Annotated in this window: 22 protein-coding genes; 15 read left to right on the forward strand and 7 right to left on the reverse strand. The window is 59.0% G+C overall.

Annotation, left to right across the window (positions count from 1 at the left end; genetic code table 11):
• Positions 1–47 precede the first annotated feature (47 nt).
• The 7 genes from AC2I9W_RS10275 (at position 48) to AC2I9W_RS10305 (ending at position 8,431) form a co-directional block, all read left to right on the forward strand.
• Positions 48–1,610: an ABC transporter ATP-binding protein gene (locus tag AC2I9W_RS10275; RefSeq protein WP_486409874.1), complete on the forward strand. Its 1,563-nt coding sequence runs from the start codon at positions 48–50 to the stop codon at positions 1,608–1,610.
• Positions 1,603–2,697: an ABC transporter permease gene (locus AC2I9W_RS10280; protein WP_486409875.1), complete on the forward strand. Its 1,095-nt coding sequence runs from the start codon at positions 1,603–1,605 to the stop codon at positions 2,695–2,697. Before AC2I9W_RS10275 ends, AC2I9W_RS10280 begins: the two co-directional genes overlap by 8 nt.
• 3 nt (positions 2,698–2,700) lie before the next feature.
• Positions 2,701–3,621: an ABC transporter permease gene (locus AC2I9W_RS10285; protein ID WP_486409876.1), complete on the forward strand. Its 921-nt coding sequence runs from the start codon at positions 2,701–2,703 to the stop codon at positions 3,619–3,621.
• A 51-nt stretch (positions 3,622–3,672) separates the two neighbouring features.
• Positions 3,673–4,821 carry a BMP family ABC transporter substrate-binding protein gene (locus AC2I9W_RS10290; protein WP_486409877.1) on the forward strand — a complete coding sequence of 383 codons (1,149 nt, stop codon included), beginning with the start codon at positions 3,673–3,675 and terminating at the stop codon, positions 4,819–4,821.
• 198 nt (positions 4,822–5,019) lie between these two features.
• Positions 5,020–6,174, forward strand: coding sequence for a BMP family ABC transporter substrate-binding protein (locus AC2I9W_RS10295; RefSeq protein ID WP_486409878.1), 1,155 nt, complete (start codon positions 5,020–5,022; stop codon positions 6,172–6,174).
• An 81-nt stretch (positions 6,175–6,255) separates the two neighbouring features.
• Positions 6,256–7,230 (forward strand): aromatic ring-hydroxylating dioxygenase subunit alpha, encoded by a 975-nt coding sequence (locus AC2I9W_RS10300; RefSeq protein WP_486409879.1) that lies wholly within the window; start codon positions 6,256–6,258, stop codon positions 7,228–7,230.
• A gap of 157 nt (positions 7,231–7,387) precedes the next feature.
• A complete protein-coding gene (locus tag AC2I9W_RS10305; protein WP_486409880.1) occupies positions 7,388–8,431 on the forward strand; it encodes an adenosine deaminase in 1,044 nt (347 codons plus the stop codon).
• 165 nt (positions 8,432–8,596) lie between these two features.
• Here the strand turns inward: AC2I9W_RS10305 and AC2I9W_RS10310 are convergent, their stop codons facing one another.
• The 3 genes from AC2I9W_RS10310 to glaH all read right to left on the reverse strand — a co-directional run bounded on the left by AC2I9W_RS10310 (position 8,597) and on the right by glaH (position 11,356).
• Positions 8,597–9,040 (reverse strand): HIT family protein, encoded by a 444-nt coding sequence (locus AC2I9W_RS10310; protein ID WP_486409881.1) that lies wholly within the window; start codon positions 9,038–9,040, stop codon positions 8,597–8,599.
• Between the two features lie 51 nt (positions 9,041–9,091).
• Positions 9,092–10,333: an alpha-hydroxy acid oxidase gene (locus AC2I9W_RS10315; protein WP_486409882.1), complete on the reverse strand. Its 1,242-nt coding sequence runs from the start codon at positions 10,331–10,333 to the stop codon at positions 9,092–9,094.
• A gap of 99 nt (positions 10,334–10,432) precedes the next feature.
• Positions 10,433–11,356 (reverse strand): glutarate dioxygenase GlaH, encoded by a 924-nt coding sequence (gene glaH, locus AC2I9W_RS10320; RefSeq protein ID WP_486409883.1) that lies wholly within the window; start codon positions 11,354–11,356, stop codon positions 10,433–10,435.
• A gap of 105 nt (positions 11,357–11,461) precedes the next feature.
• Here glaH and AC2I9W_RS10325 point away from each other — a divergent pair, with 105 nt between their 5' ends.
• Positions 11,462–12,370 carry a LysR family transcriptional regulator gene (locus AC2I9W_RS10325; protein WP_486409884.1) on the forward strand — a complete coding sequence of 303 codons (909 nt, stop codon included), beginning with the start codon at positions 11,462–11,464 and terminating at the stop codon, positions 12,368–12,370.
• Between the two features lie 74 nt (positions 12,371–12,444).
• Here the strand turns inward: AC2I9W_RS10325 and AC2I9W_RS10330 are convergent, their stop codons facing one another.
• Positions 12,445–12,816 (reverse strand): hypothetical protein, encoded by a 372-nt coding sequence (locus tag AC2I9W_RS10330; protein ID WP_486409885.1) that lies wholly within the window; start codon positions 12,814–12,816, stop codon positions 12,445–12,447.
• Between AC2I9W_RS10330 and AC2I9W_RS10335 the strand changes: the two genes are divergently transcribed.
• From AC2I9W_RS10335 to dcd, 3 genes are all read left to right on the forward strand, one after another.
• On the forward strand, positions 12,803–13,930 hold the full coding sequence (locus tag AC2I9W_RS10335) for a BMP family ABC transporter substrate-binding protein (RefSeq protein WP_486410113.1): 1,128 nt from the start codon (positions 12,803–12,805) through the stop codon (positions 13,928–13,930). The two genes, AC2I9W_RS10330 and AC2I9W_RS10335, sit on opposite strands and share 14 nt — an antisense overlap.
• Before the next feature lie 213 nt (positions 13,931–14,143).
• Positions 14,144–15,436 carry a guanine deaminase gene (gene guaD / locus AC2I9W_RS10340; RefSeq protein ID WP_486409886.1) on the forward strand — a complete coding sequence of 431 codons (1,293 nt, stop codon included), beginning with the start codon at positions 14,144–14,146 and terminating at the stop codon, positions 15,434–15,436.
• A 63-nt stretch (positions 15,437–15,499) separates the two neighbouring features.
• Positions 15,500–16,066, forward strand: a complete 567-nt coding sequence (gene dcd, locus AC2I9W_RS10345) for a dCTP deaminase (RefSeq protein ID WP_158392873.1) — start codon at positions 15,500–15,502, stop codon at positions 16,064–16,066.
• A gap of 41 nt (positions 16,067–16,107) precedes the next feature.
• On the opposite strand, the gene AC2I9W_RS10350 is transcribed toward dcd, so the two are convergent.
• On the reverse strand, positions 16,108–17,070 hold the full coding sequence (locus AC2I9W_RS10350; protein WP_486409887.1) for a delta(1)-pyrroline-2-carboxylate reductase family protein: 963 nt from the start codon (positions 17,068–17,070) through the stop codon (positions 16,108–16,110).
• Between the two features lie 121 nt (positions 17,071–17,191).
• Here AC2I9W_RS10350 and AC2I9W_RS10355 point away from each other — a divergent pair, with 121 nt between their 5' ends.
• From AC2I9W_RS10355 to AC2I9W_RS10365, 3 genes are all read left to right on the forward strand, one after another.
• Positions 17,192–17,518 (forward strand): hypothetical protein, encoded by a 327-nt coding sequence (locus AC2I9W_RS10355; protein WP_486409888.1) that lies wholly within the window; start codon positions 17,192–17,194, stop codon positions 17,516–17,518.
• A gap of 129 nt (positions 17,519–17,647) precedes the next feature.
• On the forward strand, positions 17,648–18,532 hold the full coding sequence (ypfJ, locus tag AC2I9W_RS10360; protein WP_486409889.1) for a KPN_02809 family neutral zinc metallopeptidase: 885 nt from the start codon (positions 17,648–17,650) through the stop codon (positions 18,530–18,532).
• Between the two features lie 207 nt (positions 18,533–18,739).
• Positions 18,740–20,146 carry a DEAD/DEAH box helicase gene (locus AC2I9W_RS10365; protein ID WP_486409890.1) on the forward strand — a complete coding sequence of 469 codons (1,407 nt, stop codon included), beginning with the start codon at positions 18,740–18,742 and terminating at the stop codon, positions 20,144–20,146.
• 70 nt (positions 20,147–20,216) lie between these two features.
• Here the strand turns inward: AC2I9W_RS10365 and AC2I9W_RS10370 are convergent, their stop codons facing one another.
• Both AC2I9W_RS10370 and AC2I9W_RS10375 read right to left on the reverse strand, forming a co-directional pair.
• The gene (locus AC2I9W_RS10370) at positions 20,217–21,071 is read right to left on the reverse strand and encodes a symmetrical bis(5'-nucleosyl)-tetraphosphatase (protein WP_486409891.1); all 855 of its coding nucleotides are present in this window, start codon (positions 21,069–21,071) and stop codon (positions 20,217–20,219) included.
• 197 nt (positions 21,072–21,268) lie between these two features.
• Positions 21,269–21,463, reverse strand: coding sequence for a hypothetical protein (locus tag AC2I9W_RS10375; RefSeq protein WP_486409892.1), 195 nt, complete (start codon positions 21,461–21,463; stop codon positions 21,269–21,271).
• A gap of 775 nt (positions 21,464–22,238) precedes the next feature.
• Between AC2I9W_RS10375 and AC2I9W_RS10380 the strand changes: the two genes are divergently transcribed.
• Entirely contained in the window at positions 22,239–22,529 is a 291-nt protein-coding gene (locus AC2I9W_RS10380) for an H-NS histone family protein (RefSeq protein ID WP_486409893.1), read from the forward strand.
• Positions 22,530–22,543: the final 14 nt, after the last annotated feature.

Genomic DNA, 22,543 nt, shown 5'->3' on the forward strand with positions numbered 1-22,543 from the left:
AGCCTGTTTGAGTCAATTTGTTATTGGAATTGAGAGACAATCCAGCGATGAATCCCCCCCCAACACATTCCCCAGTTGCGAGTGCGCCTGCACGCCTACAACTGGAGGGTATTAGCAAGCGGTACCCAGCTGTTGTTGCCAACAATAAGGTATCGCTGAAAGTTAGTCCTGGCGAGATACACGCCATTCTGGGCGAGAACGGCGCTGGCAAGTCCACGCTCATGAAGATCATCTACGGCGCGGTCAAGCCCGATGAGGGCACTATCGTGGTCGATGGCAAGCCCGTACAGATTCGCAACCCGCAGGAAGCGCGCTTGCTGGGCATCGCCATGGTGTTCCAGCATTTCAGCCTGTTTGACACGCTGACAGTGGCGGAGAACGTCTGGCTCGGTCTGGACAAAAGCATTCCTCTGCCCAAGGTCATCGACAGTATTCAGGCGACAGCCCGTGATTACGGACTGGAGGTGGACCCTCACCGACCCGTGCACACTCTTTCGGTGGGAGAGATGCAGCGGGTGGAAATCATCCGTGCGCTGCTGACCAACCCGCGTGTGCTGATTTTGGATGAACCAACCTCGGTGCTCACCCCGCAGGCTGTGGAGATGCTGTTTGTCGTGCTGCGTCGTCTGGCAGCAGAGGGCTGCTCCATACTCTATATCAGCCACAAGCTCCATGAGATTCGCTCCCTGTGCACGGCTTGCACCGTGCTGCGAGGCGGCGTGGTGACGGGCGAATGCAATCCTGCCAATGAGACCAATGCGTCTCTGTCACGCATGATGATTGGCTCTGAGCCCCCGGAGCTGAAAAGGCAAGCCGCTCATACGGGGGAGACCGTGCTGCGTGTACAGGAGCTGTCGCTCAAAAGTCAGGACCCTTTTGGCGTTGACCTGCAAAACATCGCGCTACAGGTGCGCGCTGGTGAGGTGGTGGGAATTGCAGGAGTCTCCGGCAATGGCCAGAAAGAGTTGATGTATGCGCTGTCTGGAGAAGACACGCGTGCAGAAGTGGAAGCCGTACAAATGCTGGGTAAAGGCATGGGGCGCATGGGGCCGGGGCGTCGCCGCGAGATGGGACTGCACTTCGTGCCGGAAGAGCGATTGGGTCGTGGAGCAGTGCCCAGCATGGGGCTGGCCCATAACCTGTTGCTGACGCGCAAGACGGCTGTGGGCAAAGGCGGCTGGATTCGCATGGGGGCGCTGCAGTCCCAAGCGCGAGACATCATTCGTCGCTTCAATGTCAAGGCGGGCGGCCCGAACTCGGCGGCTCAGTCGCTCTCAGGTGGCAACCTGCAGAAGTTCATCGTCGGCCGTGAAATTGATGCCAGGCCGCGTTTGCTCATCATCTCTCAGCCCACCTGGGGGGTGGACGTGGGAGCGGCTGCGCAGATTCGAGGCGAGATTTTGCAACTGCGCGACCAAGGCTGTGCCGTGCTGGTAGTCAGTGAGGAGTTGGACGAGTTGTTCGAAATTTGTGATCGACTGCATGTGGTGGCCAAGGGCCGCCTGAGCCCTTCAGTGGAAAGAGCTGATGCCACGGTACAGCAGATCGGAGAATGGATGAGCGGACTGTGGGAGAGCGCGGGTGAAGCGCAGGGAGCCGCTCATGTTTAAACTTGAACAACGACCTCAGGCTTCCAAGCTCTGGACTTATGCCTCGCCCGTTTTGGCGTTGCTGATCACGGTGCTGGTGGGGGTGTGCCTGTTCGCCCTGCTCGGCAAAGATCCTGTCAAGGGCCTGCAGGCCTTTTTCTGGGAACCCATCAAGTCCGGCTATGCGCTGGGCGAACTGGCCATGAAGGCCACGCCATTGCTGCTGATTGCGCTGGGGCTGGCTGTGTGCTTTCGCTCCAATATCTGGAATATCGGTGCCGAAGGCCAGTTTGTGATGGGGGCCGTGGCGGCTGGCGGCATGGCACTGCTTGCCGACAAGACCACCGGGCCGTGGATCGTTCCGGCCATTTTGATTGCCGGTGTGCTGGGAGGCATGGTTTGGGCGGGGATTGTGGCGCTGCTGCGCGATCGCTTCAATGCCAACGAAATTCTGGTCAGCCTGATGCTGGTTTATGTCGCCATCCTGGTGCTGGGCTATCTGGTCTATGGACCTTGGAAGGACCCCATGGGCTACAACTTCCCGCAGACCAAGAGCTTTGAGCGCGTCACCCAGATTCCACGTCTGGTGCAAGGCATGCGCATGAACATAGGCGTCATCATTTCGCTGGTCGGTGCTGGCCTGCTTTGGGTCTTTCTGTTCCGCACCAAGGCTGGTCTTGCGCTGCAAGTCGGCGGTCTTGCTCCTGCAGCTGCACGCTATGCAGGCTTTTCATCGCGCAAGGCGCTGTGGACTGCTTTGCTGATCTCTGGTGCGACTGCGGGTCTGGCAGGTGCCCTTGAGGTTGCAGGACCTCTGGGTCAGCTGACTCCCTATGTGCCGGCAGGCTACGGCTTTGCCGCCATCATCGTGGCTTTTGTGGGCCGCCTGCATCCTGTGGGCATGATTTTCTCGGCCATTCTCATGAGTATGTTTTATATCGGCGGTGAGCTGGCGCAATCGCGTCTGGGTCTGCCCAAGGCGCTGACGGGCGTATTCCAAGGGCTGCTGCTGTTTGCGCTGCTGGCCTGTGACACGCTGGTGGCCTATCGCGTTCGCTGGGTGGCACAAAAAGCCGCCTCTGCCACTTCTGCAGTCAAGGGAGCCTGATCCATGGAATCCTATGCACTGCTTCTGGGCTCTACGCTGAGCGCTGGCACCGTTCTGGCGCTGGCGGCTCTGGGTCTGCTCATTAATGAAAAGTCCGGCATCGTCAACTTGGGTGCCGAGGGAATGATGCTCTGCGCAGCCATCGCCGGCTTTGCTGCTACGGTTCACACCGGCAGCACCTGGGTGGGCTTTGGCGCCGGCATGCTGGCAGGGGGGCTGCTGGCAGCCATCTTTGGCGTCTTGGTCATCTGGCTCAACACCAACCAGTACGCAACCGGTTTGGCACTGTCGCTGTTTGGTGCAGGCTTTTCGGCGTTTGTCGGCCTGGGTTATGTACAGGCAAAGCTGCCCGAGCTGCCCAAGTTCGCCATTCCCGGGCTTGCCGACCTGCCTGTGGTGGGGCAAGCCTTGTTCACGCTGCACCCCTTGGTCTATGGCGCGATCGTGCTGGCTGTCGTCATGGTCTGGTTTCTCTACCGTACGCGCGCTGGTCTGGTGCTGCGCGCGGTGGGTGAGTCGCCGTCTTCGGCCCATGCCCTGGGCTACCCGGTGCGTCGCATCCGCTTGATGGCGGTGATCTTCGGCGGCGCCATGTGCGGGCTGGCAGGGGCTTTCATCTCCGTGGTCTATACCCCTTTGTGGGTGGAAAACATGGTGTCCGGCCGTGGCTGGATTGCGCTGGCACTGACCACCTTTGCGACCTGGCGTCCGGCCCGAGTGCTGCTGGGGGCTTACCTGTTTGGTGGCGTGACCATGCTGCAGTTCCACCTGCAGGCTACCGGCGTGCAGGTGCCCAGCCAGATTCTGTCGATGCTGCCGTATCTGGCCACCATCGTGGTGCTGGTGCTGATCTCGCGCAACCCGACCTGGATTCGAGCCAACATGCCCGCGTCTTTGGGCAAACCTTTTTATCCTGGAGCTTGACGCTCGAATGTGGTGCAATCCGCTTTTCAAAAATACGAGAGGACAAATCCGATGACAACTTTGGGCAAGCGCACTCTGATCAAGATGATCGGCCTGTCAGCTGTTTCCATGGCCGTTCTGACCGCCTGCGGCAAGAAAGAAGAGACTCCTGCCGCTCCCGCCGCAGCTCCTGAAGCTGCAGCACCTGCAGCCGACAAGCTGAAGATTGGCTTCATGTATGTGAGCCCCGTGGGCGATGGTGGCTGGACGTTCCAGCACGAGCTGGGTCGCAAGGCCATCCAGGAAAAGTTCGGCGACAAGATCGAGACCTCCATGGTCGAGAGCGTGCCCGAGTCTGCTGACTCTGAGCGCGTAATGCGCGACATGATCGGTCAGGGCAACAAGCTGGTCTTCGCCACCAGCTTCGGTTATCAGGACTTTGTGCAACGCGTGGCAGCAGACTCGCCAGACGTGAAGTTCGAGCACGCTACCGGTTACAAGACTGCTGACAATGCCGCCGTTTACGACACCAAGACCTTCGAAGGTGCTTACCTGGCCGGTATCGTGGCAGGTGCCATGACCAAGACCAAGACCGTGGGCGTGGTGGCATCAGTCCCAATCCCCGAGGTGGTGCGCAATATCAACAGCTTCGTGCTGGGCGCGCAGAGCATTGACCCCTCCATCAAGGCCAAGGTGGTCTGGGTCAACGAGTGGTTTGCGCCTCCCAAGGAGTCCGAAGCTGCTAACAGCCTGATCAACGGTGGTGTCGACGTGATGTACCAGAACACCAACTCTCCCGCCGTGCTGAAGACGGCTGAGGAGCGCGGTGCCCGTGCCTTTGGCAAGGACGGCGACATGAGCGGCTTTGCGCCCAAGGCCCACCTGGGTTCGGCGGTGATCGACTGGGCTCCTTACTACACCAAGGTGGTGCAGGACACTCTGGACGGCAAGTGGCAGACTGGCAACTACTGGTGGGGTGTGAAGGAAGGTGCGATTGACCTCAAGAAGATCGCCGACGACGTGCCCCAGGACATCAAGGACAAGGTTGAAAAAGCGCGTGCTGGCCTGAAGGATGGCAGCTTTGCGGTCTGGACAGGTCCCATCAAGGACAACACCGGCAAGGAAGTGCTGGAAGCTGGCAAGGTGGCTGACGAGGCCTGGCTGCGCGGCATCAACTTCTATGTCGATGGCATTGACGGCAACGTGCCGGGCGCAAAGTAAGCGCTATCTGCAGGATGCATGCGTTGTGTCCATGAAAGGCCCTTGGGGCCTTTCTTTTTTGGACTGTCGTTTTCTCGATAACCATCTGTAAGCTGGCGCGGTTTCTGCATATATTGCGCCAGGACGCGATGCTCCTCGATGACGGCATGGCGTTTGCATTGAATTCTCACATTCACATTTTTGATCCAAGGAAAACCAATGACTGATCTGCACAAGCGCTCGTTGATCAAGGTCGCGGCACTGACGGCCGTGGCCTCCGCTGCTCTCGTAGGCTGTGGCAAGAAGGACGAGGCGGCAGCGCCTACCCCCGCTCCTGCAGCAGAGGCACCAGCCGCCGCCGAGCCCCTGAAGATTGCCTTTGCATACGTGGGCCCTGTTGGTGACGGTGGCTACACCTTTGCGCACGATCAGGCTCGCAAGGCGCTGGAAGCCGCATTGGGTGACAAGATCCAGACCTCCTTTGTGGAGAGCGTGCCTGTGGGCGCAGACGCAGAGCGCGTGCTGCGCGACATGGCGACGCAAGGCAACAAGCTGATCTTCGGCACCACTTTTGGCTACATGGACACCATCCAGAAGCTGGCTCCCGAGTTTGCGGATGTGAAGTGGGAGCATGCCACCGGCTACAAGACGGCCGCCAACGCCAGCACTTACGACTTCCGCACCTATGAAGGTGCATATCTGGCCGGTGTTCTGGCGGGTGCGGTGACCAAGTCCAACACGCTGGGCGTGGTGGGCTCGGTGCCCATTCCTGAGGTGCTGCGCAACATCAACAGCTTCACGCTGGGCGCGCAGTCGGTGAATCCCAAGATCACCACCAAGGTCGTCTGGATCAATGACTGGTTTGCTCCGCCCAAGGAAACCGAGGCTGCGGCCAGCCTGATCAACAGCGGCGCTGACGTGCTTTTCCAGAACACGGACTCCGCTGCGGTGCTGAAAACAGCGGAAGAAAAAGGCATTCGTGCCTTTGGCTGGAATTCGGACATGAAGGCCTTTGGCCCCAAGGCGCACCTGGCCTCGTCCATCATCAACCCGACCAGCTACTACATCGAGACCGCCAAGTCCGTGCTGGAAGGCAACTGGAAGAGTCAGCAGTCCTGGTGGGGTGTCAAGGAAGAGGGGATTGATCTGGTCTCCATCGCCGATGACGTCCCTGCAGAAGCCAAGGCAAAAGTTGAGGAAGTGAAAAAGGGACTCAAGGACGGTACATTCCATATCTGGAAGGGACCCATCACTTCTCAGGATGGTAAGGAGCTGGTGGCTGCCGATGCAGTGGCCGATGATGCCTTCCTCAAGGGAGTGAACTTCTACGTCAAGGGCGTTGAAGGCAAAGTTCCCGGCGGTGACGCCAAGTAAGCGCCAGTTGCGCAAGCCGATTGAGCTGTGACAGGGCCGCCGCAGAGCGGCCCTTTGTTTTGATAAATGATGAGTAACCCCATGACTGAACGTACCCTCTGGCATCCTGTTGCCCAATCTAGCGACGTGGTGGATGCACCGCTTTCCGTGCAACTGCTGGAGCAGCCCCTTGTGTTGTGGCGCAATACCGACGGGCAGGTTCAGTCCTTTGTTGACCGCTGCCCCCACCGCGGTGCTCGCCTGTCCATGGGCCGTGTCGAAAACGGCAACCTGGAGTGCCCCTATCACGGCTGGCAGTTCTCTACGGGCGGGCAGTGTGTGAAGGTGCCTGCCGTGCCTGACTTCACACCTCCCGCGTCGCAGCGCGTCAAGGCCTTTGAGGTGCAGGAAGCCTATGGTCTGGTCTGGGTACGCCTGGAGCCTTCCGAGAGCCAGTTGCCCGTGTTTGCCGCCGAGTCCGATACGCATCTGCGCAAGGTCAATTGCGGCCCCTACGATGTGGCAGCCAGTGCGCCGCGCATCATCGAGAATTTTCTGGACATGTCCCACTTCGGCTTTGTGCACGAAGGCTGGCTGGGTAGCCGCGATGCCACGGCCATTGCCGCCTACAAGGTCGAGGTCACTCCCACGGGCGTGCTGGCCACGGGCTGCAAGGCCGTGCAGCCCCAGTCCAACCTGCACTCCACACAGGCCGCTGAGGTGGAGTACACCTATGAGGTGACCGCTCCGTACACCGCCGTGCTGACCAAGATTCCCGAAGAGGGCACTTCCAAGCAAGGCTGGCGCGAGCAGATTGGCCTGTTCATCTGCCCCATCACGCCGGATACCAGCCGTGTCTGGTTCCGTCTGGCCGTGGCGGACTTCGAATCGACCGACGAGCAACTGCAGACCTTCCAGCACACCATTTTTGTGCAGGATCAGCCCGTTCTGGAATCGCAGCTGCCCAAGGCTCTGCCTCTGGACCCCCGTGCAGAAATGCACTCGGCTGCTGACCGCATGTCTTCGGCTTACCGTCGCTTCCTCAAGGGGCAGGCCATCGGCTTCGGCGTGTGCTAATCGTCTCCCCCTGAACGGCTTTGCAGCTTCCCTCAGTGGGGGCAACGGCCTTCGCTGCGGGGGGCTCTTGCAGGCCGCCTCTCGCGTGGAGTTGCTGTGGTTTGAGGGAGGCTATTTTGATAGGCTACAAGCGTGTACCGCGCCATGGAGAACTGAGATGAATACCGTGCCATCCGTAGAAGTTTCTCGCCTGCCTGATTTGCTGCGGGCCATGCCCAAGGCCGAGCTGCATATGCACATCGAGGGCTCGCTGGAGCCCGAGCTGATCTTTGCGCTGGCCCAGCGCAACAATGTGCCGCTGGCTTATGACAGTGTCGAGGCGCTGCGTGCAGCCTATGCCTTCACGGATCTGCAGAGCTTTCTGGACATCTACTACGCCGGTGCCAGTGTGCTGCTGCACGAGCAGGATTTCTATGACATGGCGCGTGCCTACCTGAACCGCGCCGTGGCCGACAACGTGGTGCACACGGAAATCTTCTTTGACCCGCAAACGCACACCGAGCGCGGCGTGGCCATGGAGACCGTGATCAACGGTCTGTACCGCGCCTGCCGCGATGCGCAGATCGAGCAAGGCATCTCGGCCACGCTGATTCTGAGCTTTTTGCGCCACCTCAGCGAAGAAAGCGCCATGCAGACGCTGGAAGCCGCGCTGCCGCTGCGTGACCGCTTTGTCGGCGTGGGGCTGGACAGCAGCGAACTGGGCAACCCACCTGAAAAGTTCGCCCGTGTCTTTGCGCGCTGCAAGGAACTGGGCCTGCATCTGGTGGCCCATGCGGGTGAGGAAGGCCCGCCCGCTTATATCTGGGGTGCGCTCGATACGCTGAAAGTAGAGCGCATCGACCACGGAGTGCAGTCTGAAAAAGATGCGCAGCTGATGGAGCGGCTGGCCAAGGAGCAAATTCCGCTCACCGTCTGCCCGCTGTCCAATCTCAAGCTCTGCGTGGTCAAAGACCTGGCAGACCACAACCTGCCGCGCCTGCTCAAGGCTGGGCTCAAGGTCATGATCAACTCGGACGACCCGGCCTACTTTGGCGGCTATGTGAACGAGAACTACACCCAGCTGTTTGTCGCCACCGGCATGGGCGTGCCAGAGGCCTACCAGCTGGCACGCAACAGTCTGGAAGCCAGCTTCGCCAGCGATGCGCAAAAAGTGCAGTGGATTGCCAAGCTGGATCAGACGTTCAGGGACTTTGCTGCTTGAATATTGATAGCTGGTTGCGCTTGGTATTCATAGGTTTCAGGTTGAATAGCATCTGAAACTCAATGAATGAAAGCGCAAGCAGCTATTAAATTTAATGAATAACGGCGTCCCAGGACGCCGTTTTCGTTGGTGCTTTCATGGCTGCTTTTGCAGCACTGAATCAGATTAGTTCGCCAGTTGCGCGCGAATTTTCTCGGCCAGCTCACCCAGCACGGCAAAGCCCGGTTCCTCGCGCTGCCAGACCACCGACAGGCCATCGCCCTCAAAGCGCGGCAGCACATGCAGGTGGAAGTGAAACACCGTCTGCCCCGCAGGCGCGCCATTGGCCTGGAAGATGTTGATGCCATCGGGGTCGAAGGCCTTGTTCACAGCCTCCGCCACGCGCTGGGCGGTTTGCATCACGGCACCGGCTTCTTCGGGCGTCAGCTCCAGCAGATTGACCGCATGGCGCTTGCTGGCTACCAGCACATGGCCGCGCGTGGCCTGGCCGATGTCCATAAAGGCGATGCTCAGTTCGTCCTCATAGACCTTGGCCGATGGAATCTCCCCTTTGACGAGCTTGCAGAAAATGCACTCGCCCGCGGGCGAGTGGTCTACAAACATGGGCATGACGCTCTCCTTTTTGATGGTTCAAGCGTCGTATCTTAGGCCAGCACAGATTCAGCGCAGCGAGGGGCGCAGGCAGTCCTTGGTGATCTCGGCCATGGAGGTTGCACCCAGCATGGCCATATTGCGGTCCACCTCGTCGCGCAGCAGCGTGATGGCGTGATCCACGCCTTGTGCACCACCTACGGCGGCGGCGTACATGAAAGGGCGGCCCAGAAACACCATGCGCGCGCCCAGGGCCACGGCCTTGAGCACATCGCTGCCGCGGCGGATGCCGCTGTCCATCATTACGGCGGTGCGGTGGCCCACGCGGTCCACCACATAGGGCAGCATTTGCAGCGGCGCGACCACGCCGTCGAGCTGGCGTCCGCCGTGGTTGCTGACCACAATGCCCTGCGCGCCGATGTCGGTGGCCATCACGGCATCGTCTTCGTTGAGGATGCCCTTGATGATGAGATTGCCACTCCAGCGCTGGCGAATGCGCTCGATATGCTTCCAGTTCAGGTGGTCACGGCCCGAGGTGTCGCGGATGGCGGTGTTGGACAGCAGGGGCGCACCGCGTGTGGCAAACGAGTTCTCGAAGTGCGGCATGCCGTGGTTGATCAGCGTGCGCAGCATGGTGCCCACCATCCAGCGTGGACGGGTGATGCCGTCGTAAGCCAGACGCAGCGAGGGGCGCAGCGGCATGGAGAAACCGGTGCGCACATTGTTTTCGCGGTTGGCCCAGACGGGAATGTCCACGGTAATGACCAGCGTGCCAAAGCCAGCGGCTGCGATGCGGTCGATCAGTCCGTCGATGCGCGTGGTGTCGCCGGGCAGATAGGCCTGGAACCAGGTGGAAGGCGCGGCCTTGGCCACGTCTTCCATGGGAATCAGCGAGGTGCCGCTCATGATGGCGGGAATGCGGTTGGCGGCAGCGGTTTGCGCCAGCACCAGATCGCCTCGGTAGGCGTTGATGGCGCTGATGCCCACGGGGGCCACGCCAAACGGCGAGTCCCAGGTCTGGCCGAACAGCTCAACCTTCTGGTTGCGCTGGGACACGTCCACCATGACCTTGGAGCTGAAGCCGTATTGCTGAAAGCTGTCACGGTTGGCCTGCAAGGACACACAATCTTCGGCGGCGCCAGAGACATAGCCAAACAGGGGGCGGGGCAGATGTTTGCGCGCTGCATCCTCGAAGTCATGCAGCGACAGAATGCTTTGCAGATGACGAGGAAGCCCGGCGCGTTGGCCGTAGGCGGCTTGCGCTTTGGGGGCGGGGGCTGCGTTGGCAGCAGGGGCTTGTGACGATGCCATGGGGGGCGCCTCGGTAGCGAAATTCAGGGGTTTAACTGGCTACGCCCCCGCACACTTGCGGTGTACGGGGGCGTGACAGAAACATCAGGTGTTCAAGGTTTACTGTGCGAATGTACCGCGCTGGCGCATCAGTTCGCGGTGCAGTTGCTCGTTACGCTCAAATGGTGCGCGGCCGTGCACGTAGAAGTAGTTGTTGAGCACCACCAGATCTCCGGCGGGCAGGCTCACGGTGCGGGTGCCGGACGAGTTTTCCATGGATTCCGACAGGTTCTGCAGATACTCGGCTTCTGTATCGTTGGCGGGCTGCACGAACTGATCAATGAAGGACATGGACAGGCCGAACTCGCCGTGGAAGAACACAGGGCGCTCCACGCGCTCGTTGACGTTCTTGGAGCCGGGGGCCTTGTACAGCAGGGGCTTGGCACCCAGAGGGTCGTTGGCAAAGCGGTCCAGCTCGCTCCAGTCGTCCAGGTGCAGAAAGCGCGACTCGCCGCCCACGGCGTTTTGCTCGTCGAACTTCATCATCAGCAACCAGTCAGTGGCTTCGGTCACGAAGGTGCCGTCGGTGTGCATGGTGAACAGACGGTAAGCCTGACGCAGGTAGGAGTCGCTGGCGTCGGTGTGCTTGACCAGGAAACGTGCGTAGTACTTGTTCGACATGGAGTCGTGGTTGGCCGGGCCAAGGATGTGGCCAATGGCGGTGCCGAACTTCACGTATTCGTCGCTGTCCTGAGTCAGACCTTCCAGACCCAGCACAAAGCCGCCGTGCTTGCGGTCCTTGACGGTGCGCACCAGAGTGTCCGCGAAGTCCTGACCCATATGGGCAATCAGGCGGCGGGCCATGTGAAAGCGCATGAAAGGAACGTACTCCAGGTTCTGCACGTCGATGTTCTTCACATCGGCCAGGTAGGCAGACAGAGCTTCAGCGTTCAGAGTCAGCTTCAGCAGGCGAGGGTGCTCGGGGTGGGCAGCGATCTCGAAGTTGGCTTGCTGGGCGAGGTGCGCGGGTGTGGTTGCGTTCATGGTGGGTGGCTACTTCAATCAGGAATAGCGTGATTGGACACCTCTTGTTTGATACGATCTATGAGTTTAAATGCATTCTTTAATATCTGATTCAGATTAAAAAATATGCTCAGCTATCGCCAACTAGAGCACTTTGTCGCTGTGGCCCAGGAGCTGCATTTCTCCCGCGCTGCCGACAAGCTGGGTGTGGCCCAGTCGGCCGTCAGCGTGCAGGTGCAACAGCTGGAGCAGCAGCTCGGCGTGCGCCTGCTGCAGCGCAACAAACGCAAGCCCATCACGCTGACCGATGCGGGAGAGCTGCTCTACGACGAGGCCGTCATCGTGCTGCGCCACATGGAGCGTGCCCAGCAGATCGGACAGCTGGCGGCGCAGGGCATGAGCGGCCATGTCAAGCTGGGCTATATCTCCTCGGCAGTGACCTCGGGCGTGCTGACCCGGGCGCTGACGCAGTTTCGCCCCGGCCATGAGAAGGTGCATATGCAGTTGCTGGCCATGGAGACGCCGCGACAGTTGCAGGCGCTGCAGCAGGGCGAGATTGATGTGGGCCTGCTGCGCCCGCGCAGGCGCTATCCCGAAGGGGTCAAGGCTGTCATCGTGCACAGCGAGCCCTTCATGGTGGCACTGGCCGAGGCCCATCCGCTGGCGCGCAAGGATGCCATCAGCGTGGCGGACTTGCGGGGGCAAATCTTTATTGCGCCGCAGTTCATCAACGAGAGCGAAGGCTTTGCCGAGGTGCTGGCGCGGCTGGCCGATGCGGCGGGCTTTTCCGCGCGCGAGGCTTACCGCGTCAATGACTTCGTGACCGCCACCAGTCTGGCGGCGGCAGGCTACGGCATTGTGGTGCTGCCCGAATCCAATCGCCTGATCAAGCAGCCGGGCGTGGTGTTCCGGGCGCTGCGTGATTTCAAGGAAAACGTGCATATGGCACTGGCCTACCGAGAGCGCGAAAACTCGCCGGCGGTGCGGGCGTTTCTGGCCGTCGCCAAAAGCGGGGTGGAGCAGGGGCGGACATAAACCACAGCCCGGACTCCAGAAATGCATGCCCAGCGCCTGCCGGGCGTGCATTGGCAGGACAATGGCGGCCCGTGTCAGCGTTTTGCAATATTGCGCTGACTGTCCCATTCGCTATCCCATCGAGGTAGTCCATGAAGAGCGTCACTTCTAAAATACGCAGACAAATCAATCACCTGTGCGCTGGTGATGATCTCTGCACCCGATTTGTCTTTCAACCTGCTACGCCACGCTTGGCTGGCCGCTGCGCATAACCACTTCTGAGCTGAATCTCGACTTCCGTTGCTGAGGTGGCGCCAGCCTGCGCGGCTTGGGTGCAACTGCTTTTGCTGTTCATGCGGCACACCTGACGGTGTGCGCTGTGCTGCGGCATGAGGCAATGCCTTGCGAACGGAATGTCTTGCTCTTTGAATCCTTTTTTCGAGCAACATCATGATGTTCAAAACCATGGAATGCCTGCAGCGTGCGGGCTCCTTGCTTCTTCCTTTGGCACTGCTGACCGGCGCTTTGACGGCACCAGCAGCCTCTGCAGCCCCGACTTCACCGGGGACGACGCCGCTCAAGGCCGCCTTTGTCTATGTCACGCCTGTGCTGGATGCGGGCTGGACGCGCCAGCACGAAGATGGCCGCATGGCCATGCAGGCAGCGCTGGGCGCCAAGGTCAAAACCATTGCCGTGGACAACGTGGCCGAGGGGGCCGATGCCGAGCGCGTGCTGCGCGATCTGGCCGCCAGCGGCAACCAGTTGATCTTCACCACCAGCTTTGGCTATATGGAGCCCACGCTCAAGGTGGCGCGTGACTTCCCGAACGTGAAGTTCGAAAACCTCACGGGCTACAAGCGCACGGATAACGTGGCCACGGCCAATGCCCGCCATTACGAGGGGCGCTATCTCTCGGGCATTGCCGCAGCACGCGCCAGCAAGACGGGCGTGGCGGGCTTTGTGGCGGGCTTTCCAATCCCCGAGGTGCTGCAAGGCATCAATGCTTTTGCTCTGGGTATGCGCAGCGTCAACCCCAAGGCCCAGGTGCGCGTGATCTGGCTCAACAACTGGTTTGACCCGCCGCGTGAGCGCGAGGCAGCCATGACGCTGTTCAACCAGGATGTGGATGTGGTGGCCTTCCAGGTCGCATCGACGGCCGTGATGCAGGCCGCGCAGGAGCGGGGCAAGATGGCGATTGCCTTTCACTCCGATATGCGCAAGGTTGCGCCCGATGCGCAGTTGCTGGCGGTGACGCACCACTGGGGCAAGTATTACGAGCAGCGCGCCAAGGCCGTGATGGATGGCAGCTGGAAGAGCCAGGATTTCTGGGGCGGAGTGAAAGACGGCATGGTGACCGTGGAAGGTTTTGGCCTCCAGCTCAGCAAGGCTGCACGTGATGAGGTGCAGCTGCGTGAGCGGCAAATGGCCAAGGGCCAGCTGGCGCCTTTTGCTGCGGGCAAGCAGCCTGTGCGTGACAATCAGGGCCAGGTGCGCATTCCCGCAGGCAAGGCGCTGAGCGATGCCCAGATTTTGGAGATGAACTGGCTGGCCGAAGGCGTGATCGGCGCATTGCCGCGCTGAGTGCAAGCCTTGCACTTCTGAAATCGTAGCTGCATGCGCTTGTATTCAATTGATTTGATGATCAAAGGCTATTCAAATCATTGAATTCCAAGCGCAAGCAGCTATCTTTTTTGATATCGAGTATGGCAGCGCGTATAGCTTTGCACAGCCGTATAGGCTCTATAAGCCTTGCCGTGTTCTGCTGGGCCCCAGAGGCGCGTAAGCTTGCTGACTATGAAGATCTACCGTAGTGCTCTGCTGCGCTTTGCCGATAGTGGCGAAGCTGTTTATGACTCCGATGCCTTGCTGGCCATTGCGCCAGATGCGCAGGGCGTGCAGCGCGTGGTCGCTGCAGGCAACTGGCAGGCGCTGGCCGATCAGTACCTTCATCGCGAAGGCGCGGAACTGATTCATCTGCCCGGCAAGCTGCTGGCGCCGGGCTTTGTGGATCTGCACATCCACTACCCGCAGACCGATGTGATCGGTGCGCCGGCATCGGGCCTGCTGCCCTGGCTGGAGAACTACACCTTCCCGCACGAGTCGCGTTTTCACGATCGTGAATATGCCGATAGCGTGGCTGATTTCTTCATGGACGAGCTGCAGCGCAATGGCGTGACCACGGCGCTGGCTTTTGCCACATCGCACCCGGCATCGGTGGACGCCATCATGACGGCAGCCCAAAAGCGCCACATGCGCATGATTGCCGGCAAGGTCATGCAGGACCGCAACAGCCCTGACGGCGTGCGCGACGAGACCGAGCAAAGCCTGATCGACACCGAAACCCTGATCCAGCGCTGGCATGGCGTGGACCGCCTGGGTTACGCCATCACACCGCGCTTTGCACCCACCAGCACGCCCGAGCAACTGCGCGGCGCGGGAGAGCTGGCGGCGAAGTACAGCGACGTGTGGATTCAGTCTCACGTCGCAGAAAATCTGGACGAAATCGCCTGGGTCAAGGAGCTGTTCCCCGCAGCGCGCAGCTATTTGTCCGTCTATGACGACTTTGGCCTGATGCGCGAGCGCGCCGTCTATGCGCACAGCATCTGGCTCGACGAAACCGACCGCAAGCTCATGCACGACACAAAATCGGCTGCTGCGGTGAGCCCGACCAGCAATCTGTTTTTGTCCAGCGGCTACTTTGACTATCTCAAGGCCGATGAAGCCCACATGCTCTACGGCCTGGCCAGCGATGTGGGCGGCGGCATGAGCTTTTCGCCGTTTCGCACCATGCAGGCCGCTTACGTGGTGGGTCGTGAAGGCCATGCCAAGCAAGGCCAGAGCCTGTCGCCGCAGCACCTCTGGTGGCAGCACACGGCAGGCGCGGCAAGGGCGCTGGGCCTGCAGGGCGTGATCGGCAATCTGCAGCCGGGCTGCGAGGCTGACCTGGTCGTCATCAACCCGTCTTGCACGCCGCTGCTGGCGCGCAAGACGGCCCAGGCGAACAACCTGGATGAGTTGCTGTTTGCCATGATCGTTCTGGGCGATGACCGCCTGATTGAGCAAACCATTGTTTCTCAAGCAAAATAGCACTCTTGCGCTGGTTGAATAGCCGCATGGCGCTATCAAAAATCAAGCGATACAGGATTAGCAATGAGCATCAAGAGCGACAAATGGATCCGTCAGATGGCGGAGCAGCACGGCATGATCGAGCCCTTCGAGCCCGGCCAGGTGCGCCAGGTCGACGGCAAGAAGGTCATCAGCTACGGCACCTCCAGCTATGGCTACGACATCCGCTGCGCGCGTGAATTCAAGGTCTTCACCAACATCCACAGCACGGTGGTTGACCCCAAGAACTTCGACGAAAAAAGCTTTGTCGACATGGAAGGCGACTACTGCATCATCCCGCCCAACAGCTTCGCGCTGGCCCGCACGGTGGAGTACTTCCGCATTCCCCGCGATGTGCTGACCGTCTGTCTGGGCAAGAGCACTTATGCGCGCTGCGGCATCATCGTCAATGTGACGCCCTTCGAGCCTGAGTGGGAAGGCTACGTGACGCTGGAGTTCTCCAACACCACGCCGCTGCCCGCCAAGATCTATGCCGGTGAAGGCTGCGCCCAGGTGCTGTTCTTCCAGGGCGACGAGCAGTGCGAGATGAGCTACAAGGACCGCAACGGCAAGTACCAGGGCCAGCACGGCGTGACGCTGCCCAAGGCTTGATCGGTAAGCCATGCCCCTGAAGAAGGAGCATGGCCACCGGCTTACTTTTGCTGATGCTGGCGCAAGGCCAGCCGGGTGGCCGCCAGATCCCAGCCGCCCCAGCCACAGGATTTAAAGAGTACCGGCCCCGTGGAGCGTGGCCAGCCTTGCTGCACCACACTGGCCAGCGTGGGCAGGGATGCGACATCCATGCCTGCTTGCAGCAAGTCGCCGGCTTCATGCACGGCGTCTTCGGTGTCCACAACGACTTTCCCTTTTTCCAGAAAGTGCTGGCACAGCGCCGGGGCCAGCTCCACCATCTGCGGGGTAAAGGCGCCTACAGCGCAGACAAAGGCATCGGGGCGCGGCGCTTCATTCAGAACGACGGCCTGTGCTGGCGTACAGGTCACGATCAGCGGGCAGTGCTGCGCGGCCTCTTGCAAGTCGTTGGCGATGCGGGCATTCAGCCCCAGAGCCTGGGCTTGCTCCAGCAGAGTTTGGGCGCTGGCTGCGCTGCGCGAGTGAATCCAAACCTCCCTGGTCCCCAAACCTTCGGCGAATGCATGCAGATGGGCCTTGCCTTGCACGCCCGCGCCAATGATGAGTAACGGCCCTTGGGGTGAGGCCGCCAGGCGGCGAGCGGCGACCAAAGAGACGGCTGCGGTGCGCCGGGCTGTGATGGTGGGGCCATCGAGCATCAGCTGGCGCTGGCCGGTGAGAGCATCAAACACCACGATATCGCCCTGGATGGTGGGGCGGCCCGCTGCGGCGTTGCCGGGGGTGAAGCTGATGAGCTTGGTCATGGCGACCTTGCCATCTGTCGCAGGCATGCAGAAAAGGCAGTTGCCCGCAGCAGTTGGCATGACGATGCGTGGTGGAACCGAGACACTTTGGCTGTTTTGCGCTTGCTGCAAAAGTGTCTCGATTTCGTCTGCGAGTGCTGACCAGGGCAGCAGTGCGGCGGTGGCGTCGGCATCCAGACTGACGGATGGGGTATGGCTTGTGGGCGAAGTCAGTGCATTCATGGCGGGCTTTTGGGCGTGCGTATGAGGGGGTAGGGGCTGACAGAAGGTGACGGCATTGAAGCAGAAAGTAGGCATGGCCTGCGAGCACAATAACGCTTGTCTTATCGATTCTTTGACATACATGTTTGGCTTATCTTCCCGCTCAGGACAACGCAAGGAACCCACTTGGACGCAGGCGCCCTCCAGTAGGGCCCAGGCCGAGCCTGTCTGGCGGGAACACAATGCGACGGCCTATGAGCCCACGCAGCAGCAGACGACAGCACCGCACAAGCGTTCTGCCCGCCGGACTTGGGTGTCAGTGATATTGGCGGTAGTGGGCTTGCTGGTGGTGGCTTATCTGCTGCTGAACATGGTCAGCGTTGTGCAGGAGCAGGTGGCCCGTAATCAACCGCAGACCTCTACGGGAGTGCATGGAATGACCCTGATCTCGACGCCCGTTGGACGCTAAACGTCAACAATGCTGCTTTACCCCGTGCTTGCGCAGAAAAATCACAGCCTGATACGTTTAATCGGATTCACAGCCTTTAACATCGCCACCCGGCGAAGGCCGTGAGCAAGATCAGCAAGGAGAAGTGCCATGAGATGGGAAGGTAACCGCGAATCAGAGAACGTCGAAGACCGCCGCGGCGATGGTGGTGGCGGTGGTGGCGGTGGAGGCGGCTTTCCTATTGGAGGCCGTAGCATTGGCATTGGCACGGTGGTGCTGGCGCTGATTGGCTGGGGCGTTTTTGGCATCAATCCGCTGACCACCATTGGCGTGCTTTCTGGTGGAGGTTCGCCCCAGGTGCAGCAGGCACCTGCACAACGTCCGGCCGGTGATGACAAAGGCGCAAAATTTGTCTCTACGGTTCTGGCCTCTACCGAGGATGTCTGGGCCCAGATTTTCAGAGAAGGCGGGGCTCAGTATCAACCGCCCAGACTGGTGCTGTTCACAGGCGTGACTCGTACGGCTTGCGGCACCGGGCAGTCGGCCATGGGGCCGTTTTACTGCCCCGGTGACTACAAGGTCTATCTGGACATGGACTTCTTCAACACCATGAGTCGTCAGCTGGGGGCGCCCGGGGAGTTTGCGCGTGCCTATGTGATTGCCCACGAGGTGGGACACCATGTGCAGAATCTGCTGGGTATCTCTGGCAAGGTGGATGCCATGCGTGGCCGGGTCAGCGAGCGAGAGCAAAACGCTCAGTCTGTGCGTCTCGAGCTGCAGGCGGACTGCCTGGCTGGTATCTGGGCCAACAAGTCTCAGCAGGCCAAAGGCTGGATGGAGCAAGGGGACATAGAGTCCGCTATCAATGCCGCCCAGCAAATTGGCGATGACAAGCTGCAGCGAGAAGCGACCGGCACCGTGCGTCCCGACAGCTTCACGCACGGCTCCAGTGCCCAGCGAGTGCGCTGGTTCACGCAAGGCTATAAGACCGGTAGTGTCAAAGCTTGCGATACTTTTGCTGCACAGGCTCTTTGAGTTTTAGTGCTTGAAGCAAGGCATGTGCTGTGTCACATGCCTTTTTTTATGTGCAACAAAGGTGAAAGATGGGGTTATCCCGATAGATTGCACGGGATATTGCAATAGCCCTATCCGCTGGAGAACAGAGGGAAAGAGGGCTTTAGGCCAACAGAAAACGTTAAAGCCAGCGCGAAAAACCCACTCGGTGCGACAATAACGCCCTCAATGACAAGCTCTTTCTCCAATCTTCACTTGGCCGAGCCCCTGGCGCGTGCTGTGGCCGACATGGGCTACGAGTCCATGACTCCGATTCAGGCACAGGCTATTCCGGTGGTGCTTACCGGCAAGGACGTCATGGGCGCAGCCCAGACAGGCACTGGCAAGACTGCGGCTTTCTCGCTGCCTTTGCTGCAGCGGCTGATGCGCCATGAAAACGCTTCGGCTTCGCCGGCCCGCCACCCTGTGCGTGCACTGGTGTTGTTGCCTACACGTGAGCTGGCAGACCAGGTGGCTCAGCAAATTGCCATGTATGCCAAGTACACCAAGCTGCGCAGCACTGTGGTGTTTGGTGGCATGGATATGAAGCCCCAGACCATCGAGCTGAAAAAGGGCGTGGAAGTGTTGGTGGCTACGCCGGGACGCTTGCTGGATCACATCGAAGCCAAGAATGTGGTGCTCAACCAGGTTGAATATGTGGTGCTGGATGAGGCAGACCGCATGCTGGATATCGGCTTTCTACCAGATCTTCAGCGCATCCTCTCCTATCTGCCCAAGACGCGTACTACGTTGCTGTTCTCGGCGACTTTCTCGCCTGAGATCAAGCGCCTGGCCGGCAGCTATCTGCAAGACCCCATCACCATTGAGGTGGCGCGTCCCAACGAGACGGCCTCCACGGTGGAGCAGCGCTTCTACAAGGTCACAGACGACGACAAGCGCTATGCGATTCGCTCCGTGCTCAAGGAGCGCGATATTCGTCAGGCCTTTATCTTTTCCAACAGCAAGCTCGGCTGCTCACGTCTGACGCGGGCTCTGGAGCGTGATGGTCTGCGAGCTGCCGCGCTGCATGGCGACAAGAGCCAGGACGAGCGACTGAAGGCACTAGAAGCCTTCAAGGCCGGCGAAGTGGACTTGCTGGTTTGCACCGACGTGGCTGCGCGTGGTCTGGATATCAAGGACGTTCCCGCAGTCTTCAACTACGACGTGCCTTTCAATGCAGAAGACTATGTGCACCGTATTGGCCGTACCGGCCGCGCGGGTGCATCCGGTCTGGCCGTGACCTTGGTGACGGATCATGACAGCCGCCATGTGGCGGATATCGAAAAGCTCACGAAGAAGAAGATTGATGTAGAGCCTGCACCGATGCTGGACTTCCGTGCCCCACGTCGTAGCCGTGATGAGGAATACCGTCCTCGCCGTGAACGAGAGAGTGAGAGCAGCAGCCATGCTCGTCGGCCTTCGCGTATGGCTCCTCGCTCTGCCAATGTGGACCCGTTTTTTGACAAGCCGTATGAAGCAAATGTGGTGACCGAGCCCGCAGCCTGGGATCATCGCTCTGCTCCGATCAAGAGTACGAACGTCAAGCCCAAGCGCAAGATTGCCGCTTTGTTCAAGGCTCCTGTCATTGCCTCTTGAATCGGTTGGCTGAACGTACGCTCGATTAAAAAATGCCTGCATCAAGCAGGCATTTTTGTTGAAGGTGACCTCAAGCCTTGTTGCCAGGCACCTGTGCCTGCGGACACTGTATTTGGATGAGCTCTCGCTCATTCATATGCTCCCCGATACGCATCATGCTGAGGCAGCCACCCCAGACGCAGCCGGTATCCATGGCGATCAAGTGTGGGCGGTTGATGTGACCCAGTGTGGACCAATGCCCAAAAGCAATGGGAGTGTCTTTGGTCAAGCGGCCAGGGACGTCGAACCACGGCATGAGTCCTATTGGAGCCTGATCGGCCGACTCTGAACTTTCAAAGTCCATGACGCCTGCATCACTGCAAAAGCGCAGCCGGGTAAAAGCATTGACGATGCAGCGCAAGCGCTCATCGCCTTGTAGATCAGAAGACCAGTGACTGGGCTGGTTTCCATACATGTTCTGTAGAAAGCGCGCGTAGTCAGCACCCTGAAGCACAGCCTGAACTTCAGCGCTCAAGGCCATGGCATCTTCAAGACTCCACTGCGGCAGCACGCCTGCGTGAACCATGAGAAGCTGCTCACCGCTGGCATGAGTGTGAAGCCGTGCCAGAGGCTGCTGGCGCAGCCAGTGCAGCAGGGCGGCGCAGTCCGGTGCCTGCAGTACTTGGTCAAGGGTATCGCGCTTGCTCTGGCGACGTAGTCCTTGCGCAGCGGCGAGCAGGTGAAGATCGTGATTGCCAAGCAATGGGCGCATGGCATCGCCAGCTCGCATGCAGCGGCGTAACACTTCCGCGGACTTGGGGCCTCGATTGACGAGATCACCGAGTACATACAGCGTATCCCGGCTGGCAGAGAAATCCACGATCTGCAAGATCTGAGCGAAGGCGTCGTCGCAGCCTTGGATATCCCCGATGCAGTAAATTGCCATGGTCTTCTTTCTTATAGACAAGCATGGATTTTCTGCCTTTTGGATTGCTGGTATTACACAAAAGGGTGTTTGCAATGTCGCAGTTGGCACAAGCATCCAGTCGAAAGGTAATCCTGTTGGTCAGTCCTGAAGCAGAAGATCAAGGGGCAGGCGACTCTGGGTCTGCTAGAAAATTCCAGGCAATTTCTATCGTCCTACTAGGTGGAAATTGCCACCATCGGCTTACTGGAAAGTATTTCTGAGGGGGCGGCTTTATCTAGTGAAGTCTTGGCAGACAGGGTGATCTTGATAGAAATACTTGGGAAGTCTTCATCCATTTTTGCGATCACTATTGCCATAACTGTCATTGCATTTATAACAATAATCCTAGTGGAGTTGGTTTCCCAACGCATTGGATAGCTTTATCTGCAACGAGAATATGCCTTGATGACCCGTCTATGACATGGATTGTCCGCATGAAAAACCTTTTTGTGCGTCTCTTGGTGCTTTCTCCCCATGTCATATGGACACTGCCTGGTATTAATGAACCTGCGGGCATAGGCATGATGGAAGAGGAAATTTTTGCAATTCTGGACACGTAGCCTTAGGTTGATGAAGCCGCTGAGCGTCATAGGGCAAAAATCTTCCTTTTTTCCTGATGACAGACCTTAACCATTATTGATAGGGTGACGTTCTGATGTGAATTGCTGCAAACATGCTGACGATTGTGCAGGCCTTGGAACCCTGGGTAGATGACTCTGCTTCGAACGCCTTGGTCGGTTCAGAGGTTAAACCGTACGCATGGTGTGTTCAGTAGATGAATATGGCTTTTGCTTGCTGGAAGCACTGATAGTTGCGCCAGAGTTGAAGGCAGTCTGGCTCTTTGGACTTCCCGGTGGAGGCAAAGCAAGCTATAGCATCTTGGCAGACTTGATTCTTTGAAGTTTTGACGTTTTCCGCGCTTTGAGAAAGAGTGGTATCTGTTCGCTTGATATTCGAAGTCATCGATTTGGATGGAAGAAAAGAAGATCAGGTATTGGCGATTCTGTAAACAGTATTCCTAAAATAAGAACATAATGTTACATTTTATAAATAATTGAGTTGTGGTTATTGCTTACCTTAAAATCTGATATTTCTAAATGACACATTTATAATGAATGTACTTTAATCAACCATGAAGCGCATATCATGAGCACTTACAAGGAACTCCTGAAGCAGCGAGAGGAGCTAGAGCAGCAAATCAACGAAGCCCGTTCGCGTGAACTCGCAGACGCTGTGGGAAAAGTTCGCAGCCTGATTGCTGAATACGGCTTGACTGCGGAAGATGTTTTCCCTCCTGCTCGTGCGCGTTCTTCCGCTAATGCGGGTACCAAGGTAGCACCCAAGTATCGTGACCCTGCAACGGGCGCGACTTGGACGGGCCGTGGTAAGCCGCCAAAGTGGATTGCCGATCAGGACCGCGAAAAGTTCGCAATCTGATTTGCTGCTTGCGC

This window comes from Comamonas sp. FUJ_7, assembly GCF_057369555.1.

Excerpts from the sequence above, each read along its gene's own strand:
- AC2I9W_RS10275 (WP_486409874.1), top strand. The coding sequence starts at position 48 with ATGAATCCCCCCCCAACACATTCCCCAGTTGCGAGTGCGCCTGCACGC.
- AC2I9W_RS10280 (WP_486409875.1), top strand. The coding sequence starts at position 1,603 with ATGTTTAAACTTGAACAACGACCTCAGGCTTCCAAGCTCTGGACTTAT.
- AC2I9W_RS10285 (WP_486409876.1), top strand. The coding sequence starts at position 2,701 with ATGGAATCCTATGCACTGCTTCTGGGCTCTACGCTGAGCGCTGGCACC.
- AC2I9W_RS10290 (WP_486409877.1), top strand. The coding sequence starts at position 3,673 with ATGACAACTTTGGGCAAGCGCACTCTGATCAAGATGATCGGCCTGTCA.
- AC2I9W_RS10295 (WP_486409878.1), top strand. The coding sequence starts at position 5,020 with ATGACTGATCTGCACAAGCGCTCGTTGATCAAGGTCGCGGCACTGACG.
- AC2I9W_RS10300 (WP_486409879.1), top strand. The coding sequence starts at position 6,256 with ATGACTGAACGTACCCTCTGGCATCCTGTTGCCCAATCTAGCGACGTG.
- AC2I9W_RS10305 (WP_486409880.1), top strand. The coding sequence starts at position 7,388 with ATGAATACCGTGCCATCCGTAGAAGTTTCTCGCCTGCCTGATTTGCTG.
- AC2I9W_RS10310 (WP_486409881.1), bottom strand. The coding sequence starts at position 9,040 with ATGCCCATGTTTGTAGACCACTCGCCCGCGGGCGAGTGCATTTTCTGC.
- AC2I9W_RS10315 (WP_486409882.1), bottom strand. The coding sequence starts at position 10,333 with ATGGCATCGTCACAAGCCCCTGCTGCCAACGCAGCCCCCGCCCCCAAA.
- glaH (WP_486409883.1), bottom strand. The coding sequence starts at position 11,356 with ATGAACGCAACCACACCCGCGCACCTCGCCCAGCAAGCCAACTTCGAG.
- AC2I9W_RS10325 (WP_486409884.1), top strand. The coding sequence starts at position 11,462 with ATGCTCAGCTATCGCCAACTAGAGCACTTTGTCGCTGTGGCCCAGGAG.
- AC2I9W_RS10335 (WP_486410113.1), top strand. The coding sequence starts at position 12,803 with ATGTTCAAAACCATGGAATGCCTGCAGCGTGCGGGCTCCTTGCTTCTT.
- AC2I9W_RS10330 (WP_486409885.1), bottom strand. The coding sequence starts at position 12,816 with ATGGTTTTGAACATCATGATGTTGCTCGAAAAAAGGATTCAAAGAGCA.
- guaD (WP_486409886.1), top strand. The coding sequence starts at position 14,144 with ATGAAGATCTACCGTAGTGCTCTGCTGCGCTTTGCCGATAGTGGCGAA.
- dcd (WP_158392873.1), top strand. The coding sequence starts at position 15,500 with ATGAGCATCAAGAGCGACAAATGGATCCGTCAGATGGCGGAGCAGCAC.
- AC2I9W_RS10350 (WP_486409887.1), bottom strand. The coding sequence starts at position 17,070 with ATGAATGCACTGACTTCGCCCACAAGCCATACCCCATCCGTCAGTCTG.
- AC2I9W_RS10355 (WP_486409888.1), top strand. The coding sequence starts at position 17,192 with ATGTTTGGCTTATCTTCCCGCTCAGGACAACGCAAGGAACCCACTTGG.
- ypfJ (WP_486409889.1), top strand. The coding sequence starts at position 17,648 with ATGAGATGGGAAGGTAACCGCGAATCAGAGAACGTCGAAGACCGCCGC.
- AC2I9W_RS10365 (WP_486409890.1), top strand. The coding sequence starts at position 18,740 with ATGACAAGCTCTTTCTCCAATCTTCACTTGGCCGAGCCCCTGGCGCGT.
- AC2I9W_RS10370 (WP_486409891.1), bottom strand. The coding sequence starts at position 21,071 with ATGGCAATTTACTGCATCGGGGATATCCAAGGCTGCGACGACGCCTTC.
- AC2I9W_RS10375 (WP_486409892.1), bottom strand. The coding sequence starts at position 21,463 with ATGCGTTGGGAAACCAACTCCACTAGGATTATTGTTATAAATGCAATG.
- AC2I9W_RS10380 (WP_486409893.1), top strand. The coding sequence starts at position 22,239 with ATGAGCACTTACAAGGAACTCCTGAAGCAGCGAGAGGAGCTAGAGCAG.